Below are 24,148 nucleotides of genomic sequence, written 5' to 3' on the forward strand. Positions count from 1 at the left end.
ACGGGGCGGAAAAGCGAACTACTTTAGCAGTTCGGGCTCTTCCCCTGCCTGCGGCGGTGCCCCACAATGGGTCGGTTTGCCACCCGTGTCGCCCCGTCTTCCGCCACATGCCGTCTGATCTCCCCGAAACCCCGCCGTCCAGCGGCATGCCCGCCGCGGCGTCCTCCCTGCCTTTTGACCGGATGTTCGAGGCCTCGCCCCTGGCGGCCTGCCTGACGCGCCGCTCGGATGGCTGTTTTCTGGCGGTCAACCGGGCCTGGGAGGCGCTGACCGGCCTGTCGCGCGCGCAGGTGCTGGGCAAGACCACCGTCGAACTCGGTCTGTGGCCACAGGCGCAGGACCGGGAGCGCTATGTCGGTGCCCTGCCCCAGGGTGAAGAGCCGCGCTGTGCGACCCTGATCCGGGGGCAGATGCGCCATGTGCGCATGCTCACCTCCGAGCTCGACGATGGCCCGGAGCCCGCGCTGCTGGTCTACCTGCTGGACATCAGCCCCGAAGTGGAGGCCGAGAAGGAGCGTGACCGCACGCAGGCCGCCCTGCAGGCCGCGAACCGCGACCTGCAGCAGCAGGTCGAGCTGCACGGCGCCATCGAGAAGATCGCCCAGGTCGGCCACTGGACCAATGCCCCGAACGACGAGGACGTGATCTTCTCCCCCGGTCTTTACGAGATCACGGGTCTGTCGCCCAGCCCGACGCTGCGGCGGGCCCAGGGCCGGGGCGGCATCCACGCCGACGACCTGCCGGCCTGGCTGGCGGCGCGCGAGGCGCGCGACGGCCGCGAAGTCGAGTTCCGCTGGACGCGCCCGGACGGGCAGGTGCGCTGGATGCGCACCCGCATCAGCCAGACCGCGGTCAAGGGCATTCCGCGCACCGATTTCGGGGTGGTGCAGGACATCACGCCGCAGCGCGACGCCATCCGTGCGCAGGCCGAACAGCTGAGCCTGCTGCAGAACATCACGGCCCGCGTGCCGGGGGTGGTGTTCCAGGGCAGCGTGCCGATCCGGGGTTGGGGCGGATTTCAATATGTCAGCGACACGGTCCGCGAACTGCTGGCGCTGGAGCCGTCGCAGCTCTATCAGGATGCGCGGGCGCTGTTCCTGCGGGTGCATCCGGACGACGTGGTGGCGATGAACACCTCCATCTGGGAGTCCTCCTCGCAGCGGACCTTCTGGCGCGAGGTGTTCCGCGTGAACCACCCGACCAGGGGCCTGCGCTGGTGCAGCGCCGAAGGTCTGCCGCAGCTGCAACCCGACGGCTCCGTGCTGTGGCACGGGTATGTCCACGACGTGACCGAGGCCCGCCAGGCCGCGCAGGAACTGGAGCGCCAGCACCGCATGCTGGACGCGGTGCGTCTGGCGCAGGCGGCCTACATCGAGGCGGACGACAAGCGCCAGGCCTTCGAAGGCCTGCTCAGGGCCTTCCTCACGGTCACCGAGAGCGCCTTCGGATTCGTGGGCGAGGTGCTGCACGACGGCGCCGGGGATCCCTACCTCAAGACCCATGCGATCACCAACATCGCCTGGAACGAAGCCACGCACCGCATGTTCTCCGAGCAGATGGACGCCGGGCTGGAGTTCCGCAACCTCAAGACCCTGTTCGGGCACTCCCTCGTGACCGGCGAGACCTTGCTCACCAACGACCCTGCGTCCCATCCGCGCAGTGCCGGCCTGCCGCCAGGGCATCCGCCGATGCTGTCCTATCTGGGCATTCCGCTGGCGCTGGGCGGCAAGCTGATCGCCATGGTGGCGCTGGCCAATGCGCCGGGCGGCTACCGCGAAGAAGATGTGGAATTCCTCCAGCCGCTGCTGGGCACCGTGCGCCAGCTGGTGCTGGCGCGCCGCGGACACGCCGAACGGCAGCGCTCGCGGCTGCAGCTCCAGGCCACCAGCGCGCTGCTGGCCGACAAGAGCGCGGCCTTGCAGGTGACGCTGGACAGCATCAGCCAGGGGCTGTCCAAGATGGACCAGCAGGGACGGGTGCTGGTCTACAACCGGCGCCTGCTGGAGATGCTGGACCTGCCCGACGAACTGATGTCCCGGCAGCCGACGCAGGACGAGGTGGTGGACTACCAGACCACGCGCGGTGACTTCGGCCCGGACTACGGCCTGGTCGATCCGCAGGCGCGCCAGTACGTCGCGGACGACTCCGGTCCCGTGCCCGATCGTTACATGCGCCGCACCCGCGACGGCCGCGCGCTGGAGATCCGCACCCGGCCGCTGCCCGAGGGCGGCATGGTGCGCACCTACACCGACGTCACTTCCTACGTCGAGGCCGAGGAGGCGCTGCGGGACGAGCGCCAGCGCCTGGAGTGGGTGCTGGAGGCCACGGGGCCGGGCATCTGGGAACTGGACGTCACGACCGAACAGCTGCTGTTCAGCGAACGCTGGGCCGCGCTGCTCGGCTACCGCCTGGAAGAGCTGCAGCCGACCACGCGGGACACCTGGCGCACCCTGGTGCACCCCGACGACCTCGGGAGGGCGCAGTCGCTGCTGCAAGTCCATCTGCGGGGCGAGACGCCGGTGTACGACTGCGACCTGCGCATGCGCCACAAGCGGGGTGACTGGCTCTGGTTCAACGACCGGGGCCGGGTGCACCAGCGCGACGAACACGGCGCTCCCCTGTACATGTCGGGCACGCTGCTGGACATCCACCTGCGGGTGACCGCGCAGGAGGAAGTCCGTGCGCTCAACGCCAGCCTGGAGCGGCGGGTGGCCGAACGCACGGCGGAGCTGGAACGTTCGATGCGCGACATGGAGGTGATCTCGTATTCGATCGCCCACGACCTGCGGGCGCCGTTGCGCTCGGTCAACGGCTTCGCCTCGCTGGTCGAGGAGCTGGACGGCGAACGGCTGAGCCCCGAGGGGCGCATGATGTTCGTGCGCATCGTCGCGGCCTCGCGCAACATGGGCCAGATGATCTCGGACATGCTGGAGCTGCTGCGGGTCGTGCGGGTCGAGATCGAGCCGGTCGCGGTCGACATGAACGCGCTGGCCCGTTCGGTGGTCGAGGCGCTGGCGCCGGGGGTTCCCCATGCGCGCATCCAGCTGCACCCGCTGCCGCGCGTGATGGGGGATGCCAAGCTGCTGCGCCAGCTGCTGGCCAACCTGATGGACAACGCCCTGAAGTACTCGCGCCACCGCAGCGAACCGGTGATCGAACTGGGCTACGACAGCGGGCGCAATGCGTTCTACCTGCGCGACAACGGCATGGGTTTCGACATGGCGCATGCCCACAAGCTGTTCGGCCTGTTCCAGCGCCTGCACGCAGGCGCCTCGGCGCCGGGCGGCACGGGGGTGGGGCTGGCGATCGTGGCGCGCACGCTGGAGCGCCATGGCGGCCGCATCTGGGCCGATGCCGAGCCCGGGGTCGGCGCCACCTTCTGGTGGAGCCTTCCCCTGGTCTGAGGACCGCTCAGAACGGGGCGACGTGCGCCGTGGGCGGGAAGTCGTCCGCCGGCGGCTGGTCGCCACCGGGGGCGCTCGCGGCGGCGGCCGGCAGCTGGCCGGCCTGGCGCACCGCGGCCTTGTCGCCGGCGCTGGCGAACTTGCTGTACTTGCCGGTCAGACCGACCAGCTGGCCGTAGATCTTCGGATTGGCGGCCATGCACTCGCGCTGCTCCAGGAAGTCCGATTCGCCGGTGAAGTTGCCGATCAGGCCGCCGGCTTCGGTCACCAGCAGGGCGCCTGCCGCCACGTCCCAGGGCGAGAGACCCATTTCAAAGAAGCCGTCGGTCATGCCGGCGGCCACGTAGGCCAGGTCCAGCGCGGCCGAACCGGGGCGGCGCAGGCCGGCGCACCGGGGCATCACGTCGGCAAACATCTGCATGTAGGTCTGGAAGGCGTCGCCCGGGCGGAACGGGAAGCCGGTGGACAGCAGGCATTCGCGCAGCGAGTTGCGCTTGGCCACACGGATGCGGCGGTCGTTGAGGTAGGCGCCGCGGCCGCGGGTGGCGCAGAACAGGTCGTTGCGGGTCGGGTCATAGACCACGGCCTGTTCGATGCGGCCGTTGACCATGAGCGCGATGCTCACGCAGTAGACCGGGAAGCCATGGATGAAGTTGGTGGTGCCGTCCAGCGGATCGATGATCCAGACGTGGTTCTTGTCGCGGCCCTTGCCTTCGCGCCGTCCGGATTCTTCGGCCCAGATGCCGTGGTCGGGATAGGCCGTCAGCAGGGTGTCGATGATCACAGCCTCCGCCGCATGGTCGACCTCGGTGACGAAGTCGTTGGTCTGCTTGACCGAGACGCGCACGGCATCGACGTCTAGCGAGGCGCGGTTGATGATGGCGCCGGCGGCACGGGCGGCCTTGATGGCCACGTTCAGCATGGGGTGGAGGGTGGACGACATGAATTGTGTTCCTTGACGGGCCGCAGGGCGGCCATGGGCAGGGGCAAGAGCGGGGGAGCGCGGGTCCCGGCGATGCGGGGCGGCGACAATGGCGCACATTTTACCGGGCGCGGCCGATCCCCGCCGAGAAGATTCCACACGATGCGCACGAGATTCATCCTGATCCAGACCAGCCACGCCGGCAATGTGGGCGGCGCCGCCCGCGCCATGAAGGTCATGGGCTTCGACGAGCTGGTGCTGGTCGCCCCGCGCTGGCCCAACGTGCTGCGCCGGGAAGAGACCATCCAGCGGGCCAGCGGCGCCAACGACGTGCTCGCCGGGGCGCGCATCGTCGAGACGCTGGACGAGGCGCTGGACGGCGTGAGCCACCTCTGCGCCACGGCCATGACGCCGCGCGACTTCGGCCCGCCCACGCGGGCCCCGCGCGAGCACTTTGAGCAGTTCCTGGCCGAGGCCGCCGCGCCGGACGCCGTGCAGCCCGAGGGCATCGCCTTCCTGTTCGGTTCGGAGCGCTTCGGCATGCGCAACGAAGACGTCTACCGCTGCCACGCCTGCCTGTCGATTCCGACCAGCGAGGGCTTCGGCTCGCTCAACCTGGCCGCCGCGGTGCAGCTGATCGCCTACGACTGGCGCCAGGCGCTGGGCGGTTTCGCGCTGCCGCCGACCACGCCGGAGCGGCCCGCGGCCGACGCCGCCTCGGTGGCGGGCATGCTGGGCCATCTGGAGCAGGCGCTGGTGGCGGTCGATTTCCTGGACCCGGACGCGCCCAAGAAGCTGATGCCGCGGCTGAACGGCCTGTTCAACCGGGCGCAACCCACGCCGGAGGAAATCCACATCCTTCGCGGTGTTGCCAAGGCCATGCTGCAGACCGCCGAGCGCGCAAAGCGCTAGACTGGTTGCCCGTTCACATACTCCCGGCCCCATGTTCGCCCGCATCCGATCCGACATCCAGTGCATCCTCGAGCGCGACCCAGCCGCGCGCAGCACCTGGGAGGTCATCACCTGTTACCCGGGGCTGCATGCTGTCTGGCTGCACCGTCCGGCGCACTGGTGCTGGACGCACGGCTTCAAGTGGCTGGGACGCTTCACCTCTCACCTGGGCCGCTGGCTCACCGGCATCGAGATCCATCCCGGCGCGAAGCTGGGCGAGCGCGTGTTCTTCGACCACGCGATGGGCACGGTCGTCGGCGAGACCGCCGAGATCGGCGACGGCTGCACGATCTACCAGGGTGTGACCCTAGGCGGCACCTCGCTCTACAAGGGCACCAAGCGCCACCCCACGCTGGGCAAGGACGTGGTGGTCAGCGCGGGCGCCAAGGTGCTGGGCGGTTTTGTGGTCGGCGACGGCGCCAAGATCGGCAGCAACGCGGTGGTGATCAAGCCGGTGCCCGCGGGCGCGACCGCGGTCGGCATCCCGGCGCGCATCATCCCGAGCAAGTCGGGCGAGAGCGCCGACGTGACCGAAGCCCACCCGAAGTTCCAGGCCTACGGCATCACGCAGGAAGACGACCCGCTGTCGCAGGCGATGCGCAGCCTGATCGACAGCGCGGCCGGACAGGAGCACCAGATCGCCCTGCTGTGGCAGGCGATCGAGAAGCTGTCGCTGACGCAGAAGGGCGACTGTGTGCCGGACGGTGCGGCGCGCAAGGAATGTTTCGAGGCCGAGAAGCTGAACCAGCTGGTCGGCAAGTGATCAGGCCGGCGGTGCTGCCGGTTCCAGCGTTGCGTCGAGCCAGCCGCGCAGGCCGTTGAAGAAAGCCAGGCCCTGGGCCTGGGCCAGCCGCTCCACGGGGATCACCGCCTCCTTCAGCCGGCCCTGTGCCAGCAATTCGCGCCGGTAGGTGCCGGGCAGCAGGCCGCCGTCCAGTGACGGTGTCCACCACTGCCCGTCCAGCCGCACGGCCACGTTGCCGCGGGTGAACTCGGTGAGTTCGCCGCGCTGGTTGAACAGCAGGTGATCGAACACGCCGGGATCGGTGGGCGCGAGCGCTTCGTAGTGCGCGCGCCGGCTGGTCTTGTGCTGGATGAACTCCTGCAGCGCTTCTTCGGTGTTCAGCGGCGCAGGCGCCAGAGCCACCCGCACGGGCGTGGGGGTCTCGGTCATGGCGTAGGCCTGGGCGTCGGCCCGGCCCGATGCATCCAGCAGCAGGCGCACGCGCCACAGGCCGCCGGGATGGGCCAGGCGCACGGTGTCCAGGGTGCGTTCCACCGCCGCCAGGTCGAAGCGGTGGCCGAAGTGGGCGGCGCTGTGGCGCAGGCGGTCGAGGTGGTGCGCCAGCAGCCAGTACGCGCCCTGTTCCAGTCGCAGCGTCTCCAGCAGGTCGAACGGCTCGCCGATGCGGTGCAGGTGGCGGCTCTTGGTCATCAGTTCTCTCCATTCGGCGGCGGGGTCGGCGCACACGGTCAGGCCGCTGCCCACGCCGTAGCGGGCGCGCCAGCGGGTGCCGTCGCCAGCGCCGCCGGCCCGGTGCAGGCAGAGCGTGCGGATCGGCACATTGAAGGTCGCATGGCCTCCCGGACGCACCACGCCGAGAGCCCCGCAATAGAAGCCGCGCGGCGCGTCTTCCAGCGCGGCGATGTGGTGCATGGCGCGCCGCTTGGGCGCCCCGGTGACGCTGCCACAGGGGAACAGCGCGGCCAGCACGTCGGTCAGGGTGGTGTCCGCACGCGTCCGGGCCGAGATGCTGGAGGTCATCTGCCACACGGTGGGCCAGGCTTCCACCTCCAGCAGGCGGTCCACCCGCACGGAGCCGGTCTGCGCCAGGCGACCCATGTCGTTGCGCAGCAGGTCCACGATCATCACGTTCTCGGCGCGCTCCTTGGCGCTGGCGTGCAGCGCATCGCGCGCGGCCCGGTCGAGCGCAGGATCGCTTTCGCGCGCGGCGGTGCCCTTCATCGGGCGGCAGCCCAGGCGGCCGCCCTGCGGATCGGGTTGCCAGTCAAAGAACAGCTCGGGCGAGGCGCTGAGCACCTGGCGCTGCGCGCTGTCCATCCACAGCAGATAGCCGCCGCCCTGGTGGCGCCGCAGCGCGTCCATCCAGCCGCCCGGGGAACCATCCAGCGTGCCCTGCAGCGCCGTGGTGAGGTTGATCTGGTAGCACTCGCCGTCCGCCATGGCCTGCCGGGCGACTTGCGCCTGGTGCAGGTAATGCGGGCGGTCCCAGTCCGGGTGCCAGTCCACGGATGCCGCGGCCTCCTGTGACCCGCAGGGCCCGTCTTCAGGGGCCTCATAGACGCCAAACCAGGCCAGCGGCCAGGCCGCATCGGCCGGCCGCACGGGCAGGGCCGGGTCGAACGCCGGCGCCGCCTCGTAGGCCAGCCCGCCCACGCACCAGCGGCCGGCCATGGCGTGGGCCTGGACCCGTTCGATGGCCGGGCGCACCTGGTCGACGGACCAGGCTTCGATCACTTCCAGCGGGTGGCCAAAGCCCATCCGCAAGCGGGCGCCGGGCGCAGCGCCCGCCGACGTGTCGGGAAAGTCGAGGACGGCGCGCAGGGCGGTGCCGGTGGTCAGTGGTGGTGGCCGTGCGCGCCGTGGGCGTGGCCGTGGGCGACCTCTTCTGCCGAGGCGGCCTTCACCTCCAGCACCTTGAGCTGGAACGTCAGGGTCTGGCCGGCCAGCGGGTGGTTGCCGTCGAGGTGCACGGTGTCGCCCTTGATCTTCACGACGGTGAAAACCTGGTGGCGGCCCTGCTCGTCGTGGCCTTCGAGCTGGCCGCCGACCTTCACGCCGGGCGGGAATCCGCTCTTGGGGATGGTGGTGACCAGCGACTCGTCGCGTTCGCCGAAGGCATCGGCGGGCGCCAGCTGGACCGTGGTCTGGTAGCCGGCGGCCTGGCCTTCGAGGGCTTTTTCAATGCCGGCCAGCGTGTTGCCGTAGCCGCCGTGCAGGTAGCTGCGCGGCGTCTTGCCGTCTTCGAGCAGCTTGCCTTGCGCATCGGTGGCGCGGAAGGTGAGGGTGACGACGGTGTCTTTGGTGATGTTCATGGTGTCTTCGGGATGCGATCAGCGGGCGGGACGGACGGCGGTCTTGGGGCGCCAGCCTTTGATGACCTCGTCGTGGGTTTCCAGGTACGGCCCGCCGATCAGGTCGATGCAGTAGGGCACGGCGGCGAAGATGCCATTGACCCTGGGCGTGCCGTCGGCGTTCTTCAGGCCTTCGAGCGTTTCGGCGATCGCCTTGGGCTGTCCGGGCAGGTTGATGATCAGGCTGTTGTCGCGGATCACCGCGACCTGGCGCGAGAGGATGGCGGTGGGCACGAAGGCCAGGCTGACCTGGCGCATCTGTTCACCGAAGCCGGGCATTTCCTTGTGCGCCACCGCCAGCGTGGCTTCGGGCGTCACGTCGCGTTGGGCCGGGCCGGTGCCGCCGGTGGTCAGCACCAGGGCACAACCTGCATCGACCAGGGCGATCAGGGCTTCGCTGATGAGGGTCTGCTCGTCCGGGATCAGGCGCTCGTCGAAGGTGATCGGGTTCTTCAGCGCCTTGCCCAGCCACTCCTTGAGCGCGGGCAGGCCCTTGTCTTCGTAGACGCCGCTGCTGGCGCGATCGCTGATGGAGACGATGCCGATGCGCACCGGGTCGAAGGCGTCACTCATGGTTGTCCTCTGCATCGCTGTCGGTGTCTGCTTGCTCATCGTCGTCGCGCGCGAGCGCGGCCCGGACCAGCTGGAAGATCTCGCGGAAAGCCTTGCCGTGGCGCTGTGCCTCGCCCGGGCGTTCGGACACGCCCTGCGCGTCCTTGCGGGCCTGGCGGATCAGGGCGCGCAACTGCTGCACGTCGGCTTCCGGGTCGGACTGCAGCCATTCGGTGAGCGCAGCGTCGTCGGCGATCAGGCGGTCGCGCCAGTGCTCGGCCTGGTGCAGCGCCAGGGTCTCGCGCGCCGAGGGCTTGCGCTGCTCTTCGAGCGCGGCTTCGATGCCGGCAATCGTGGCGTCGTCGAGCTTGCGCATGAGCTTGCCGATGAACTGCATCTGGCGGCGCCGGCCCTCGAAATTGGTGATGCGCCTGGCTTCCTGCAGCGCGTCGATCAGCTTGTCGCCGATGTCTTCGTGCTGCTCGCGCAGCTTCGCCATCAGGTCGCTGCGCAGGGTGAGCAGACTCTCGCCCAGCGCCTGCAGGTGGTCGCTGTGCTTCTTGAGGTCGGTCTTGCTCATGTCGACCGAACCCTTGAGTTCGCGCTTGAGTTCGAGGTCCAGTTCGCTGCCGGAAGCGACGAATTGGCCGCGGACGAAGTAGCCTTTTGTGGGTTTGCGGGACATGGGAGGGGGGAGAAGAGGGCGGCAAGTATCATAGCCGCCGACATGAAAAACACCGCCGCCACTCCCTTTTCGACCCCTGCCGACCCCGCTTCGCCGCTGGCCGGGTTCCAGTATTCGCGCAGCCGTTTCGAGGAGGTGGTGGATCTGGCCCTGCAGCATGCGAAGAAGCTGGGCGCTGCCGACGCCGCGGCCGAGGTGTCCGAAGGCGCAGGCCTGAATGTGGGCGTGCGCAAGGGCGAGCTGGAAAACGTCGAGCGCAACCGCGACAAATCGCTGGGCGTCACGGTCTATCTCGGCCACCGCCGCGGCAACGCCTCGACCTCCGATTTTTCGCCCGAAGCGATCCGCCAGACCGTGCAGGCGGCCTACGACATTGCGCGCTTCACCGCCGAAGACCCGGTCGCCGGGTTGCCCGACGCGCAGGACGTGGCCGACAGCTTCCCCGACCTGGACCTGTTCCACCCCTGGGCCATCACCTCCGACGAGGCCGTGCGCATCGCCCTGGCCTGCGAACAGGCGGCCTTTGCCACCAGCCGCAAGATCAGCAACAGCGAAGGCGCGAGCGTCTCGGCACAACAATCGCATTTCTTCAGCGCCCAGATGCGTGGCGGCGAACGCGGCAAGCCGGGCATCTTCAGCGGCGGCTACGCCAGCTCGCGCCACAGCATCTCCGTCGCGCCGATCGCCGGCCGGGGCGCCCACATGCAGCGCGACTACTGGTACAGCTCGGTGCGCGCGCCGCAGGAGCTGGCCACGCCCGAAGCCGTGGGCCGTTACGCCGCCGAGCGCGCACTCGCCCGCCTGAACGCCCGAAAGATCGCGACCACCGAATGCCCGGTGCTGTTCGAGTCGCCGCTGGCGGCCGGGCTGCTGGGCGCCTATGTGCAGGCCACCAGTGGTGGCGCGCTGTACCGCAAGACCACCTTCCTGGCCGGCAGCCTGGGCAAGAAGGTGACGGCGCCGCACCTGGACATCGTCGAAGACCCGCACATCATGGGCGGCAAGGGCAGTGCGCCGTTCGACGACGAAGGTGTGAAGACGGTGCGCCGCAAGGTCCTGTCGGCCGGCAAGGTGCAGGGTTATTTCCTCTCGACCTATTCGGCCCGCAAGCTGGGCATGCGCACCACGGGCAACGCCGGCGGCTCGCACAACCTCACGCTCTCCAGCCGCCTGACGCAGCCCGGCGACGATCTCAAGGCCATGCTGAAGAAGCTCGGTCGCGGCCTGTTCGTGACCGAGCTGATGGGCCAGGGCGTGAACTACGTGACCGGCGATTACTCGCGCGGGGCCTCGGGCTACTGGGTCGAGAACGGCGAGATCGCGTTCCCGGTGCAGGAAATCACCATCGCCGGCAACCTGCGCGAGATGCTGCTGGGCATCGAGGCCGTGGGAGCGGACACCTACACCTACGGCTCCAAGACCGTGGGTTCGATCCTGGTCAACCGGATGAAGCTGGCCGGTAGCTGAAGCCCGGCGCTCCATCGCATGAGGCCCGAGGCGCTCGCGGTCGTGGCCGCCGCCAGCTGGGCGGTCTCCAGCCTGTTTTCCGCACCACCGGCGCAGCGCCTGGGCGCGTTCGCGTTCAGCCGCTGGCGCATGCTGTTTGCCAGCGCCATCCTGTGGGCGCTCGCGCTCGCCGGGGGTGGCTGGCGCGGGCTGGATGCGGCCGCGGTCGGACTGCTGGGACTGTCCGGCGTGATCGGCATCTTCATCGGCGACACAGCATTGTTCGCCTGCATGAACCGCCTCGGTCCCCGGCGCTCCGGGGTGCTGTTCGCGACGCACGCGGCGTTTTCTGCGCTGCTGGCCTGGCTGTTCCTGGACGAGGTGATCCGCGGCTGGATGCTGGTGGGTAGCAGCCTGCTGGTGGGGGGCGTGATGATGGCCGTGCTCTGGGGCAAGCGCGAAGACGAGTCGCACGGCTGGGAACAGACCCGCGGTCGGCTGGCGGTTGGTGTGGCGCTGGGCCTGCTGGCGGCCCTGTGTCAGTCGGTGGCGACGCTGATGCTCAAGCCGCTGATGGCCACGGGAGTCGACGCCGTCAGCGCTTCGGCGGTGCGCATGAGCCTGGCGCTGGTGGCGCACGGCATGTTGCTGGCGTCGGGCTGGTCGGGGGCGCGGGCCAGGGCGCCGTTGCGGCTCCGGGATGCCCTGCTGGTCTTCCTGAGCGCGGCGGTGGCGATGGCGCTGGGCATGACGCTGATCCTGTATGCCATGCGCCATGGTCAGGCGGGACTCGTGGCGATCTTCTCGTCGGTGACGCCGGTGCTGCTGTTGCCCCTGCTCTGGGCAGTCTACCGGCGCCTGCCGGCCGCTGGCGCCTGGGTCGGCGCGGCGCTGGCGGTGGGTGGGACGGCGCTGATCCTCACCCGGTGAGCTTCAACGGGAGCAACGCTCCTGGAACCGTTGCTCGAAGCGCTCGAGATCCTTGAGCTCCCCTTCCGTGGGGTTGGGGCGTTGTTTGCGGTTCTGAATCGACAGCCGCATTTCCGAGCATTGCTGCCGGACGCGGTCCTGATCGGCTTTGGCAAGCATTTCGCGCTGCTGTTCCTCCGCGCTGGCCTCTCTCTGCTGGCTTTTCTGGGCGTACTGGTCGTTGCGGGCCTTGTTTATGGCCTGCATGTTCTCGTCGGCGCAGTCGCGCTCGAAGTTCTGTCGCAACTCCTGCACAGTCGATGCGCTGAGCCCCCGGTTGGGTGCGGTCCGGATGCCTTCCTTCATGGTCTGGCAGCGGGGGCTCAGGTACTTCAACTCTTCGCCTGCGCGCTCCACCCGCTGGATCGGCCGGTTCGAGACGGGCGGCTGCGCCACCGGGCCGAAATAACGCAGTTCGGTCTTCTGCGCCCAGGGGCAAGGCGAGTTTGACCGGTAGGCGACGCCCCTGTCGGTTTTGCAGGCGTAGGTGGTCTCTGCCAGAGCGGGGTCACTGGAGAAGTGGGCGAGCAACACCAGGGCAGCACCGGTGAGACCGTTTGAGAGCACGCGCGAGAACACTTCTTCCTCCTTGGAATTTTGAAACGAAGTGTGTCACTCTAGCATCCGGTGGTGGCGTGGCGGGCGGTCACTTCTTGCGTTGCACCACCAGGTTGCGGCGCGCGTCTTCCGGGTAGGCAAAGGTGATGGCGCCACCCTTGACCTTGCCCATCACCAGCATGTTGGGCGTGATGGCGTCCTTGTCGTCGACGCTGAATGGCTTGTCGTAGGTCGACGCGACGCCGTAGTAGACCCGCGAGATGTTTTCCAGCGCAGCCTTGATGGCGGGGCCGTTGAACTTGCCGTCGCGGATGCCCAGCAGCGCGTAGGTCAGCAGGTAGGTGGTGTCGTAGGACTGGGCCGCCGCCATCGGTACGGCGATCTTCTGCTTGAACTTGCGGTTGTAGGCCGAGAGGAAGGCCGCGCGGCGCTCGTTGCTGGGCTCGGCGATGAAGGTCTGCGCCATCAGCGCCCCGTCGGCCGCGGCCTTGGCGCCGTCGATGAAGAACGGGAACGACAGGGTCCAGGCGCCGACCTGCGGCACGTCCCACTTGATGTCGCGCTTGCTGTTGGCGATGACGGCGTTCTCCGGGCCGACGGTGTAGCTGAAGATGACGTTGGCGCCGGCCTCCTTGGCCGCCGACATCTCCTTGGTGAGGTCCTTGATGCCGAGGCCGAAGCGGGCCACGAACACCGGCTTGAGCTGTTTGGCCGCCAGTGCCGCTTCGACGTCCTTGAGGCCGGCCTCGCCATAGCCCGTGGTGTCGGCAAAGATGGCGACCTTGGTCCAGCCGCGCTTGACCAGATCGTCGACCACGAAGGGCGCCTGGATGGCGTCGCGTGCAGAGGTGCGGAAGATGTAGCTCTGCGGAGCGGGGAATTTCGCGGTCAGCGGCGTGCCGGTGGCGCAGGGGATGATCAGCGGCATCTGGCCGTTCTGGAACACCTCCAGCGACTTGGCTGCCACGCCGGTGTTGCAGAAACCGATGGTGGCGATCACGCCCGGGGTGTTGGCCACCTCCTGCGAGGCCTTGAGCCCCGCATCGGGGTTGCCCTGGTCGTCCTTGATCACCAGCTCCAGCGGGCGGCCCAGGTAACCGCCGACCGCGTTGATCTCGTCCACCGCCAGCTGAACGCCGTGCAGCATCGGGTTGCCGAAATCCGAAGAGGGACCGCTGAACGGGCCGATCACGCCGATGCGCACCGGCATGCCGCCCTGGGCATGCGCGCTCGACACGGTCAACAAGGCTGCGGCCAGAAACCCGAGGGTGGCGGACAGGCGGACGAGGGAACTGGACACGGGCACCTCCAAAAAAGTGCCGCGAGTGTAGGCAGGGCCGGGTCGGCAGCGTGACCCGGTTTACCCTGAAGCCGCGCGGTTGGCGCGCAAAAGTTTGCGTTGCGTCAACCCGCCAGCGCGGCCTTGACGGCGGCCGACACCTGGCCCATGTCGGCCTTGCCGGCCAGCTTGGCTTTGACCGCGCCCATGACCTTGCCCATGTCGCCAGGACCCGTGGCGCCCAGCCCGGTCACGATGGCCTTCACTTCAGCGGCCACTTCCTCGGCCGACAGGCGGGCCGGCAGGTAGGCCTGCAGCACCTTCATCTCGGCGCTTTCCTTGTCGGCGAGGTCCATGCGGTCGGCCTTGGTGAAGGCCTCGATGCTGTCCTTGCGCTGCTTGATCAGCTTGTCGACGATGGCGACCACCATCGCGTCGTCCAGCTCCACGCGCTCGTCCACTTCCTTCTGCTTCATCGCAGCCGTCAGCAGGCGGATGGTGCCCAGGCGCTCCGTGTCCTTGGCGCGCATCGCGGTCTTCATGTCTTCGGTGATCTGTTCTTTCAGGCTCATGGTCGTTTCTCGCGGAGTTTGGTCAGAACCAGCGATTGTCTCAAACCTGTTCCAGGGCCAACAGCTCGTCCACCGTCTGGCGGCGGCGGATCAGGCGGTGGCTGTCACCGTCCACCAGCACCTCGGCCGCCAGCGGGCGGCTGTTGTAGTTGCTGGACATGGAGGCGCCGTAGGCGCCCGCGTCGTGCAGCACCAGCAGGTCGCCCACCTTCGCCTGCGGCAGCGCACGCGTGAGCACCACGCCGCCCTCGGCCTGGGTGAACACGTCGCCCGATTCGCACAGCGGGCCGGCGACCACGGTCTCCACCGTTGCGCGCGGCGTGTCGTCGGCCGGGATCAGGCCCATGCCGTGGAAGGCGCCGTACATGGACGGGCGCATCAGGTCCGAGAAGCCCGCGTCGACCAGGGTGAAGCGGTTCGCGCCCATGGGCTTGGTCGCGCGCACCTCGGTCACCAGCACGCCGGCCTCGGCCACCAGGAAGCGGCCGGGTTCGATTTCGAGATGCACGGCGTGGCCCAGCTGGGCCGCAATGGCGCGGCGTGCGTCGTCCCAGAGGCTGAAGTAGTGCGCGGTGTCGATGCGCGGTTCGCCTTCGCGGTAGGGAATCGACAGGCCGCCGCCGGCCGAGATGGCCTGCAGGTCGGTGCCGGCGCGCTTCACGAGCTGCACCATGGCGTGGCAGACCTCCTGCAGGTGCGCATAGTCCACGCCCGAGCCGATGTGCATGTGCAGGCCGACCAGTTGCAGGCCGTGCTGTTTCACCGCCGCCAGGGCGTCCTCCAGCTCGGCGTGCCAGATGCCGTGCTTGCTGTGTTCGCCGCCGGTGTTGGTCTTGTTGCTGTGGCCGTGGCCGAAGCCGGGGTTGATGCGCAGCCAGACGGGGTGGCCGGGCGAGACCGTGCCCAGCTGGTGCAGCATGTCGATCGAGCCGGCGTTGACCGGCACGCGGTGTTCGACCACGGTGGCCAGCGTGGCGTGGTCGAACAGGTCGGCGGTGAAGACGATGCCCGAGGCGCCTTGGTCGTTCACGTCAGCGGTGAAGCCGGCGGCCAGCGCGCGCAGGATCTCGCCGCGCGACACCGCGTCGACCACCACGCCCTGCTCGCGCATCAGGCGCAGCAGGTGGATGTTGGAGTTGGCCTTCTGGGCGAACCGGATGGTGTCGAAGGCGCGCAGTTCGGCGATGCGGGCGCGGATGGTCGCGGCGTCGTAGACCCAGAGCGGGGTGCCGTGCTGGCGTGCGAGGGACTGGAGGAGGGTGTCGGAGAAGGGGTTCATGGGCGCCGATGATCCCGGTTCTGGTCATATTGGGCAATGCCAGATAATTCGATGTCAATTCATTTTTGATATGAAAGTCAGCCACCGCCAGATCGACTTCTTCCGCGCCGTCATGGGCACCGGCCACGTCACGCGCGCGGCCGAGTTGCTGCACACCTCGCAGCCCACGGTCAGCCGCGAGCTGGCGCGGCTGGAACAGGTGCTGGGTTTTGCCCTGTTCGAGCGCGCCAAGGGGCGCCTGAAGCCCACGCTGCGGGCGCTGGCGCTGATGGAAGAGGTGGAACAGTCCTATGTCGGGCTGGAGCGCATCGCCGCCACGGCGGTTTCATTGCGGGCCTACGCGCACGGCCGGCTGCAGCTGGCCTGCCTGCCGGCGCTCTCGCACGCGCTGCTGCCCGATGCGATCCGGCGCTTCGCGCTGCAGCAGTCCGAGGCAGCGGTGGGCCTGACGCCGATCGAGTCGCCGCAGCTCGAAGCGGCCCTGTCCGAGCAGCGTTTCGACCTGGGCCTGTCCGAACGCCACGAGGCGCCGGCCGCCTGCACGCTGCAGACCCTGCTGGTGGCCGACGAAGTGGCGGTGCTGCCGGCGGGCCATGTGCTGGCGCGGAAGGCGGTGCTGGCGCCGGTCGATTTCGCGGGCCAGTCCTTCATCAGCTTCGCGCCGACCGATCCCTATCGCCAGCAGGTGGACGCGCTGTTCGCGGCGGCCGGCGTGGCCCGCGACCTGCGGCTGGAGACGCCGAGCGCGGTGTCGGTCTGTGCCCTGGTGCGACAGGGGCTGGGGCTGGGCATCGTCAACCCGCTGACGGCGCTGGAGCTGGCCGGCAACGGAACGGAGGGCGGCATGGTGGTGCGGCCGCTGACGGTGAGCATCCCGTTCCACGTGGCGCTGATCCGGCCGAGCTGGCGCACCGAGCACCCGCTGCGGGCCGGCTTCGAGGCGGCGCTGGCCGAGGCGGCCGCGGCCCTGAAAACCCGGCTGACCAGGACCGCACAGGCGTAAAAAAACCCGCTGCAGCGTCCTGAGCGGGTTTTTTGTGAAGCGACTGACGGATCAGTACAGCTTCTTGGGCAGCTGCATCGAGCGCACGCGCTTGTAGTGGCGCTTGACGGCGGCGGCCTTCTTGCGCTTGCGCTCGGCGGTCGGCTTTTCGTAGAACTCGCGGGCGCGCAGGTCGGTCAGCAGACCCAGTTTTTCGATGGTGCGCTTGAAGCGACGCAGAGCGACGTCGAACGGCTCGTTGTCTTTAACACGGATGGTCGTCATTGAAGGAGAGATTCCAGAATGCACAGAAAGAGGATGAACGGGAAGATCGGGCCCAGGCATCGTTTCTGCAAAGTTCCCCCGCCTGTTAACTAGTATTGGCCGACGGGGGTTTGCCAGCAAAGCCTTGGATTATAGCGTCCTGCGGGAAGAACGCCAGCCCCGTTGTGGTTGGGCTGAACGGTGTTCAGAGTGCTGTTGCGCACGCATGCGCGCTGGCCCAGGCCCACTGGAAGTTGTAGCCACCCAGCCAGCCGGTCACGTCGACCACCTCGCCGATGAAGTACAGCCCGGGCTGTTTGGACTCCATGGTCTGCTGCGACAGTTCGCGCGTGTCCACGCCGCCGAGCGTGACTTCGGCCTTCTTGTAGCCCTCGGTGCCGGTGGGCACCAGTTCCCAGCGGGCCAGGCGTTCGGCCAGCCGGGCCAGGGCCTTGTCGCTGCATTCGGCCACCGGGCGCTGCCATTCGGTGTCCTGTGCCACCCAGGCCTCGGCCAGGCGGGACGGTACCCACTGCGCCAGTTCGTTGGCCAGCAGCTTGCGCGAGCGCTGCTTGGCCTCGGCCAGCGCCGCCGGCAGGTCCACCTCGGGCGCGAGGTTGATGCGGATCGGTGTGCCGGGCTTCCAGTAGCTGGAGATCTGCAGCACCGCCGGGCCGGACAGGCCACGGTGGGTGAACAGCAGGTCTTCGGCGAAGACGATCCTGTTTTTCTTGTCGCCGGTCTCGATCAGCACCGGCAACGCCAGGCCCGCGAGTCCGGCGTAGGGCGCCCAGCCCGCACCGTCGAAGGTCAGCGGCACCAGGCCAGGGCGTGGTTCGACGGTGCGCAGGCCGAACTGTCTGGCCACGCGGAAGCCGAAGTCGGTCGCACCGATGGCCGGGATCGACAGGCCGCCGGTGGCGATCACCACCTTGCGGGTCTGCACCACGCCCCGGTCGGTGTCGAGTTCGTAGCCGCCGTCAGCGGTCACGCGCAGGGCCTTCACACCGCAGGGCTGCCGGCGCTCCACGCCCCCGGCCGCACACTCGGCCAGCAGCATGTCGATGAGATCACCGGCCGAGCGGTCGCAGAACAGCTGGCCCTTGTGCTTTTCGTGAAAGGGGATGCCGTGCTTCTGCAGCAGCGCGATGAAGTCGGCCGGTGTGTAGCGCGAGAGCGCCGAGCGGCAGAAGTTCGGGTTCTCTCCGACGAAGTGCTTGTGCGGCTGGCGCACATCGATGTCGCGGTTGGTGAAGTTGGCGCGGCCGCCGCCGGAGATGCGCACCTTCTCGGCCACCTTCTCGCTGTGGTCGAGCACCAGCACCTTCAGGCCGCGCTGGCCCGCCAGGCCTGCACAGAACAGGCCGGCCGCGCCCGCGCCCACCACCACCACATCAAAGCTCTGCACCGGGTCAGCCTTTCCAGACGAAGGGGAACTTCACCTGTTTCCAGAACCCGTCGGGCACGTAGTCGCCCAGCACGCCATACAGACCCGGCCATTCCCGTTCGCTCTTGACGGCGGTGCCGAACAGGTGGTCGAGGAAAGCGAAGTGCGCCGCGTAGTTGCGGTCCAGCGCTTCCTGGTCCTGGCTGTGGTGCCAGTGGTGGAAGTTGGGGGTGACGATCAGGTAACGCAGCGGACCCAGGCGCACGCTGACGTTGGCGTGGTTGAACACGGCCTGGAAACCGACCACGATGATGTAGGCGTCGATCACGTCCTTGGAGAACCCCAGGGTGAAGATCGGGGCCAGCACCAGGGTGCGGGTGATCAGGATTTCGATGACGTGCTGGCGCGAGCCGGCCAGCCAGTCCATGTGCTTGGCGCTGTGGTGCACCGCGTGCAGGCGCCACAGCATCGGCACCTCGTGGTAGGCGCGGTGGGTCCAGTACTGCACCAGGTCGGCCACCAGGATGATCAGCGGCAGCGCGACCCAGAACGGCAGCGCGGCGACCCAGCCGCGGATGCCGTCGCTGGCGGCCCAGCCAAACAGCTTGTGCACCAGCAGGTTGGTGGCCAGCAGCATGAAGCCGATCAGCATGTGGTTGACGATGAAGTGGTGGAAGTCGGTCTGCCACTCGGGGCGGAACACCGGCTGGTCCTTGCGCAGGCCGAACAGCTTCTCGATGAAGATGAAGATCAGCGCCGAGCCCAGCAGGTCCAGGATGAACCAGTCCAGGCCGATGTAGGGCGTGTGGTCGGGGAAGTTGGGGTCGACCTCGACCTTGTGGCCGCCCAGCAGGGCGCACAGCAGCACCAGTGCGAATGCCGTGCCGGCCAGCCAGGGCGCGCGGCGGAACACCAGGTTGACCAGGCTGAGCGCGCCGGCGACCACCAGCGACCAGAACAGCAGCTGGCGGATCATCGCCACGTCGTAGCTCTTGCGCAGCTCGGGGGTGGTCAGGTATTCGGGGAAGTGGAAGGCCATCACGCCCAGGAAACACAGGCAGGCCAGGGTCAGGGCGATGACGCCGGTGACCATGCCACGGCCCGTGTGCAGGCTGCCGTGGCCGTCCACGAAACGATTGAGTTTGTCGAGCAAGGGAATCCTCCGCTGGCGGCCTGGAGCCGCTCCTTGTATTGGGGTGCGCGGAGTGTAGCGAGGCGGATTCAGGCCGCGCGCAGATTCCCGGTCAGTCCCTTGGCCGACACCGCCGCGATCCCGCGCACCACGTCGCCGACCACGATCACCGAGGGGCTGCCCAGTCCTTCGCTGGCCAGGGTGGCGCTGAGCGCGCCCAGGGTGCAGACCGCGTGGCGCTGCTGCGGCAGGCTGGCGTGCTGGATGATGGCCAGCGGCGTGCTGGCGGGCAGGCCGGTCAGCAGGTCGGCCTGGATCTGCGTGGCGCTGGAGACGCCCATGTAGATCACCAGCGTGAGCTTGGCGTCGCGCGCGGTGGCGGCGAGCTGTTTCCAGTCGGTGCCGCTGTCCCCGGGTTTGGCGTGGCCGGTGATGAAGACGACGCCGTGCGCGTGGTCGCGGTGCGTGAGCGGTGCGCCCAGCGAGGTGAGACCGGCCAGGCCGGACGTGATGCCGTTGAGCACCTGCACCTCGATGCCGGCTTCGCGCAGGTGTTCCACCTCTTCACCGCCGCGGCCGAAGATGAACGGGTCGCCGCCCTTGAGGCGCACCACGATTTCGCCTTCGCGCGCGGCCATGATCATCAGCTTCTCGATGAAGGCCTGCGGCGTGCTCTTGCAGCCGCCGCGCTTGCCCACATGCACGATGCGGGCGTTCGGCGAGGCATGGGTCAGCACACCATCGCTCACCAGGTCGTCGACCAGCAGCACGGTGGCCGCGGCAATCGCCCTGGCGGCCTTGATCGTCAGCAGTTCCGGGTCGCCCGGGCCGGCGCCGACGAGGGTGACGGTGCCGGGGTTGAAGCGGGTTTCGGACGTGATGACGGTGGCGGGTGCGTTCATGGTGGGCTGACCTCTGCGGTGCGGCTTGTCTCTGTGGTGGACTGGCGGCGCAACTCTTGCAGGATGTGTGCCACCTGCAGGGCGATGGGGGTGGGCACCGGCAGGCGGCCCTCCAGCACGTCGCGGATGTAGGTCGCGGTGGCGTCGGCGGAGATGTCTTTGGGCAGTTCGGGCAACGCGACGAGCGAGCCTTCCTGCGCGGGCTGCAGCAGAACGCGTTCGCCATCGCGGAAGGCGTCCATCTGCGGCGTGCGGCGCGCATCGGCCACGGGTTCGCCTTCGGTGCCGCGCAGCAGCAGGGCGTGCGCGCCCACCAGCGCGAAGGTCTCCGACATGGAGACGGCGTACTCCGGGTGGGTGTAGCTGCCCACGATCAGCGCCGGGCCTTCGCAGGGGTTCATCAGCTTGACCAGGCTGTGCGCCGGGTTGCGCAGGCCGACCGCGCGGCGCACGTCCAGCAGGCGCTTGAGGCCGGGGTGCAGCACCTCGGTGGGCACGAAGGCGCATTCGCCTTTCGCCAGAGTGTCGACCGACGAACGGGCTGGCTGACCGAGCGCCGCGAACACCGCTTCGCTGGTGATGCGTTTGTCTTCGGTGGCGGTGCCATGCACCAGCACCGCGGCGCCCTCGCGCGCCAGCAGCAGCGCCAGCAGCGGGGTGAGCACCGGCAGCTTGCGTGCACCGTTGTAGCTGGGCAGCACCACCACGGGTGCACCGGCATCGGGCAGGCGCTGCAGACGCTGGTGCGTGGCGTCCAGGAAGCCGGCCATTTCTTCCGGCGTCTCGCCCTTGATGCGCATGGCCAGGCAGAAGCCGCCGATCTCCAGATCGGTCACGCTGCCGTCCAGCACCTGGCCGAACAGGTCGGCGGCCTGCTCACGGTGGAGTGAACGGGCGCCGTCTTTGCCGCGGCCGATTTCCTTGATGTAGTGACTGATGCTCATGGCCTGCGATTGTCCGGCAGCTCAGATGACCATGGGTTATATGGCGACGAGCGACGCGGGCACTGCTTTCACCAGCCTGCGCAATTCCGGGATGCAGGAGCCGCAGTTGGTGCCGCATTGGAGCTGGCCTTGCAGCCCGGCCAGGCGCTGGTCGTCGGTGCCACCGCAGCGCGGCAGGGCGCCGCGGATCGCGTCTTCGCTGACGTTGAAGCAGGTGCAGACTTGCGGGCTCTTGGCCACCACGGCGATCGGTGCCGACGCGCTGGGCATCAGCAGCAGGCGGCCGTAGCTGCCGGCGGGCAGTTGATCCTGCAGCAGGGTCTTGATCCAGCCTTCGGCGCTGGTGTCGCCGGCCAGCAGGAACGCCTCCAGCGTGATGGCATCGCGGTCTTCGCCGGTGCCGCGCACCAGGCGCGCGGTGCGGCGCTGCTGGCGGCGCTTGTCCACGTAGCGCAGTGCGTCCGGGGCGTTCAGCCCCAGCAGCGCTTCGATGCGGTCCACCACCTCCGGCGGCGGCGCTTCCGGCGACGCGGCGCGGAACAGCACGCCGGTGCGTTCGCGGCCGAACGGCACACAAGACGCGAAATCGAACGAAGGCATCAGCGCGCGCAGCTCGGTCAGTGCCGTCAGCGCCGAAGCCTCGGGCAGCCAGGCCACGCCCAGCAGGGTCCAGGGCAGCTCGGCCTTGAGGATCTTCACGGCCGCGTGCTTGAGCTCGGGCTGCTTGGAGGTGGGGCAGTAGGCCGAGGTGGTGAGGGCGTTGACGCCCGCCAGCGGTTCGCCCTGGCTGCTGCGGCCGCTCAGGTACTCCGGTCCCCAGTGCATGGCGATGAAGGCCTGCGTGGTGTGGACCGTGCGCGAGGCCTGCACCGGCAGCACGATGGAGCCGCGCTTGCTGGTCACGTGCACCAGATCGCCGTCCTTGAAGCCGCGGCGCTCCATGTCCTGCGGGTTGAGCTGAACCGCGGGCTCGGCCACGTGGCCGAACAGGCGGCCGATGGTGCCGGTGCGTGTCATGCCGTGCCAGTGGTCGCGCAGGCGGCCGGTGGTCAGGGCGAAGGGGAAGCGCGATTCCCGCTGCTCGGCGACCGGCTGGTAGGGCAGGGCGGCGAACTTGGCCTTGCCGTCGGCGGTGGGGAACACCCCGTCGGCGTAGAGACGTTGCCTGCCGGTCTTGTCGCCTTCGCGCAGCGGCCACTGTTGCGGGCCTTCGCTGTCCAGCATGGCGTAGCTCAGGCCGGTGATGTCGAGGTCGCGGCCGCGCGTGGATTCGCGGTGTTCGAGCCAGATCTGTTCGGGCGATTCGTAGGGGAATAGCGAAGGCTGGCCGGGGCGCAGCTGCGCTTCCAGCCGGCGCGCCACGTCCACCGCGATGCGCCAGTCGTGCCGCGCCTCGCCGGCCGCGGGCACGGCGGTGCGCGTGCGGCTGATGCGGCGTTCGCTGTTGGTGACCGTGCCGTCTTTTTCGCCCCAGGTGGTGGCGGGCAGCAGCAGGTCGGCGAAGTCGCAGGTGGCGGCGGTGGAAAACGCTTCCTGCACCACCACGAACTCGGCGCGCTCCAGCGCGCGGCGCACGGTGGCCTGGTCGGGCATGGACTGCGCCGGGTTGGTGCAGGCGATCCACAGCGCCTTGATCTCGCCGTCGGCCGCGGCCTGGAACATCTCCACCGCCGTCTTGCCAGGTCTGCTCGGCACGTCGGCCACGCCCCAGAGCGCGGCGACTTCCGCGCGGTGCGCGGGGTTGGCAAGGTCGCGGTGGGCGCTCAGCAGGTTGGCCAGGCCACCGACTTCGCGCCCGCCCATGGCGTTGGGCTGGCCGGTCAGGCTGAAGGGGCCGGCGCCGGGTTTGCCGATCTGGCCGGTGGCCAGGTGCAGGTTGATGAGGGTGGCGTTCTTGGCGGTGCCGCTGCTGCTCTGGTTCAGGCCCTGGCAATACAGGCTGAGAGTGGCGGGCGAGGTGGCGAACCACTTGGCGGCCGTGAACAGGTCTTCTTTCTTCAGGCCGCAGGTTTGCGCCACCACATCGGGTGTGCAGTCGCGCACCAGCGCCTTGAGTTCGTCAAAGCCGTTGGTGTGCGCCGCGATGTAGGCGTTGTGAATCCAGCCTTCCCACAGCATGACGTGCAGCAGGCCGTGGAACAGCATCACGTCGGTGCCCGGTTGCAGCGGCAGGTAGAGGTCGGCCAGTTCGGCGGTGTCGGTGCGGAGCGGATCGGCCACGATCACCTTCATGGCCGGGTTCTGGCGGCGCGCTTCTTCGATGCGGCGGAACAGGATGGGGTGGGCGTAGGCCGCGTTGCTGCCGACGATGAACAGGCATTGCGCGTGGTTCACGTCGTCGTAGCAGGCGGGGGGCGCGTCGGCGCCCAGCGTGGCCTTGTAGCCGGCGACTGCGCTGCTCATGCACAGGCGCGAATTGGTGTCGACGTTGTTGGTGCCGATCAGGCCCTTGGCCAGCTTGTTGAAGACGTAGTAGTCCTCGGTCAGCAGCTGGCCGCTGAGGTACAGGCCCACGGCGTCGGGGCCGTGCTCGCGCACGATGCGGCCGAACGTGCCGGCCACCTGGTCCAGCGCCGCGTCCCAGCCGATGGCCACAGGCGGCTGGCCGCGCTGCAGCCGCTGCAGGGGTTGCAGCAGCCGGGTCTGGCGCGTGATGGCGGGCGTGGCCGTGAGGTGCAGCGTGCTGCCCTTGGTGCAGAGCTTGCCGAAGTTGGCGGGGTGATCCGGGTCGCCGCGCACACCGGTGATCTGCGGTCCATCGGATTCGATGATGACGCCGCAGCCCACACCGCAGTAGGGGCAGGTGGAGCGGGTTTCGGTCATG

The 24,148-nt window shown here is 68.8% G+C and carries 21 protein-coding genes; 6 read left to right on the top strand and 15 right to left on the bottom strand.

Going from position 1 to position 24,148, the window contains the following annotated elements; genetic code table 11:
- Positions 1-107: 107 nt before the first annotated feature.
- On the top strand, positions 108-3,404 hold the full coding sequence (locus ACS5NL_RS02825; protein WP_439352072.1) for a PAS domain-containing protein: 3,297 nt from the start codon (positions 108-110) through the stop codon (positions 3,402-3,404).
- 7 nt (positions 3,405-3,411) lie between these two features.
- Here ACS5NL_RS02825 and ACS5NL_RS02830 read toward each other — a convergent pair whose 3' ends face one another.
- Complete coding sequence (locus tag ACS5NL_RS02830) at positions 3,412-4,347, bottom strand: inositol monophosphatase family protein (RefSeq protein ID WP_439352073.1); 936 nt, start codon at positions 4,345-4,347, stop codon at positions 3,412-3,414.
- A 141-nt stretch (positions 4,348-4,488) separates the two neighbouring features.
- Here ACS5NL_RS02830 and ACS5NL_RS02835 point away from each other — a divergent pair, with 141 nt between their 5' ends.
- Complete coding sequence (locus ACS5NL_RS02835) at positions 4,489-5,238, top strand: RNA methyltransferase (RefSeq protein WP_439352074.1); 750 nt, start codon at positions 4,489-4,491, stop codon at positions 5,236-5,238.
- A 31-nt stretch (positions 5,239-5,269) separates the two neighbouring features.
- Positions 5,270-6,040 (top strand): serine O-acetyltransferase, encoded by a 771-nt coding sequence (cysE, locus tag ACS5NL_RS02840; protein ID WP_439352075.1) that lies wholly within the window; start codon positions 5,270-5,272, stop codon positions 6,038-6,040.
- On the opposite strand, the gene ACS5NL_RS02845 is transcribed toward cysE, so the two are convergent.
- The 4 genes from ACS5NL_RS02845 to yjgA form a co-directional block, all read right to left on the bottom strand.
- Complete coding sequence (locus ACS5NL_RS02845; RefSeq protein ID WP_439352076.1) at positions 6,041-7,780, bottom strand: chorismate-binding protein; 1,740 nt, start codon at positions 7,778-7,780, stop codon at positions 6,041-6,043.
- 77 nt (positions 7,781-7,857) lie between these two features.
- The gene (locus tag ACS5NL_RS02850) at positions 7,858-8,334 is read right to left on the bottom strand and encodes an FKBP-type peptidyl-prolyl cis-trans isomerase (RefSeq protein WP_439352077.1); all 477 of its coding nucleotides are present in this window, start codon (positions 8,332-8,334) and stop codon (positions 7,858-7,860) included.
- A gap of 18 nt (positions 8,335-8,352) precedes the next feature.
- Positions 8,353-8,946 (bottom strand): molybdopterin adenylyltransferase, encoded by a 594-nt coding sequence (gene mog / locus ACS5NL_RS02855; RefSeq protein WP_439352078.1) that lies wholly within the window; start codon positions 8,944-8,946, stop codon positions 8,353-8,355.
- Positions 8,939-9,610, bottom strand: coding sequence for a ribosome biogenesis factor YjgA (gene yjgA, locus ACS5NL_RS02860; protein WP_439352079.1), 672 nt, complete (start codon positions 9,608-9,610; stop codon positions 8,939-8,941). Before yjgA ends, mog begins: the two co-directional genes overlap by 8 nt.
- A 42-nt stretch (positions 9,611-9,652) precedes the next feature.
- Between yjgA and pmbA the strand changes: the two genes are divergently transcribed.
- Together pmbA and ACS5NL_RS02870 are read left to right on the top strand one after the other, a co-directional pair.
- The gene (gene pmbA, locus ACS5NL_RS02865) at positions 9,653-11,077 is read left to right on the top strand and encodes a metalloprotease PmbA (RefSeq protein ID WP_439352080.1); all 1,425 of its coding nucleotides are present in this window, start codon (positions 9,653-9,655) and stop codon (positions 11,075-11,077) included.
- Positions 11,078-11,095: 18 nt separating this feature from the next.
- Positions 11,096-11,986, top strand: a complete 891-nt coding sequence (locus ACS5NL_RS02870; protein WP_439352081.1) for a DMT family transporter — start codon at positions 11,096-11,098, stop codon at positions 11,984-11,986.
- A gap of 3 nt (positions 11,987-11,989) precedes the next feature.
- Here the strand turns inward: ACS5NL_RS02870 and ACS5NL_RS02875 are convergent, their stop codons facing one another.
- The 4 genes from ACS5NL_RS02875 to lysA all read right to left on the bottom strand — a co-directional run bounded on the left by ACS5NL_RS02875 (position 11,990) and on the right by lysA (position 15,713).
- Entirely contained in the window at positions 11,990-12,604 is a 615-nt protein-coding gene (locus ACS5NL_RS02875; protein WP_439352082.1) for a hypothetical protein, read from the bottom strand.
- Between the two features lie 67 nt (positions 12,605-12,671).
- Entirely contained in the window at positions 12,672-13,883 is a 1,212-nt protein-coding gene (locus tag ACS5NL_RS02880) for an ABC transporter substrate-binding protein (protein ID WP_439352083.1), read from the bottom strand.
- A 104-nt stretch (positions 13,884-13,987) separates the two neighbouring features.
- A complete protein-coding gene (locus tag ACS5NL_RS02885) occupies positions 13,988-14,434 on the bottom strand; it encodes a GatB/YqeY domain-containing protein (protein WP_439352084.1) in 447 nt (148 codons plus the stop codon).
- 40 nt (positions 14,435-14,474) lie between these two features.
- Positions 14,475-15,713 (bottom strand): diaminopimelate decarboxylase, encoded by a 1,239-nt coding sequence (lysA, locus tag ACS5NL_RS02890; protein WP_439352085.1) that lies wholly within the window; start codon positions 15,711-15,713, stop codon positions 14,475-14,477.
- Positions 15,714-15,783: 70 nt separating this feature from the next.
- Here lysA and ACS5NL_RS02895 point away from each other — a divergent pair, with 70 nt between their 5' ends.
- The gene (locus tag ACS5NL_RS02895) at positions 15,784-16,716 is read left to right on the top strand and encodes a LysR family transcriptional regulator (RefSeq protein ID WP_439352086.1); all 933 of its coding nucleotides are present in this window, start codon (positions 15,784-15,786) and stop codon (positions 16,714-16,716) included.
- A gap of 51 nt (positions 16,717-16,767) precedes the next feature.
- Here the strand turns inward: ACS5NL_RS02895 and rpsU are convergent, their stop codons facing one another.
- From rpsU to ACS5NL_RS02925, 6 genes are all read right to left on the bottom strand, one after another.
- Complete coding sequence (gene rpsU / locus ACS5NL_RS02900) at positions 16,768-16,980, bottom strand: 30S ribosomal protein S21 (RefSeq protein WP_056273869.1); 213 nt, start codon at positions 16,978-16,980, stop codon at positions 16,768-16,770.
- 184 nt (positions 16,981-17,164) lie between these two features.
- Positions 17,165-18,367 carry a BaiN/RdsA family NAD(P)/FAD-dependent oxidoreductase gene (locus ACS5NL_RS02905; protein WP_439352087.1) on the bottom strand — a complete coding sequence of 401 codons (1,203 nt, stop codon included), beginning with the start codon at positions 18,365-18,367 and terminating at the stop codon, positions 17,165-17,167.
- Between the two features lie 4 nt (positions 18,368-18,371).
- Entirely contained in the window at positions 18,372-19,499 is a 1,128-nt protein-coding gene (locus ACS5NL_RS02910; protein ID WP_439352088.1) for a sterol desaturase family protein, read from the bottom strand.
- 68 nt (positions 19,500-19,567) lie between these two features.
- Positions 19,568-20,380: a uroporphyrinogen-III C-methyltransferase gene (gene cobA, locus ACS5NL_RS02915; protein ID WP_439352089.1), complete on the bottom strand. Its 813-nt coding sequence runs from the start codon at positions 20,378-20,380 to the stop codon at positions 19,568-19,570.
- Complete coding sequence (gene ybiB / locus ACS5NL_RS02920; protein ID WP_439352090.1) at positions 20,377-21,324, bottom strand: DNA-binding protein YbiB; 948 nt, start codon at positions 21,322-21,324, stop codon at positions 20,377-20,379. Before ybiB ends, cobA begins: the two co-directional genes overlap by 4 nt.
- A gap of 36 nt (positions 21,325-21,360) precedes the next feature.
- Positions 21,361-24,147, bottom strand: coding sequence for a nitrate reductase (locus ACS5NL_RS02925; protein WP_439352091.1), 2,787 nt, complete (start codon positions 24,145-24,147; stop codon positions 21,361-21,363).
- Position 24,148 lies beyond the last annotated feature (1 nt).

Source organism: Hydrogenophaga sedimenti (assembly GCF_051857515.1).
GTDB lineage: Bacteria > Pseudomonadota > Gammaproteobacteria > Burkholderiales > Burkholderiaceae_C > Hydrogenophaga.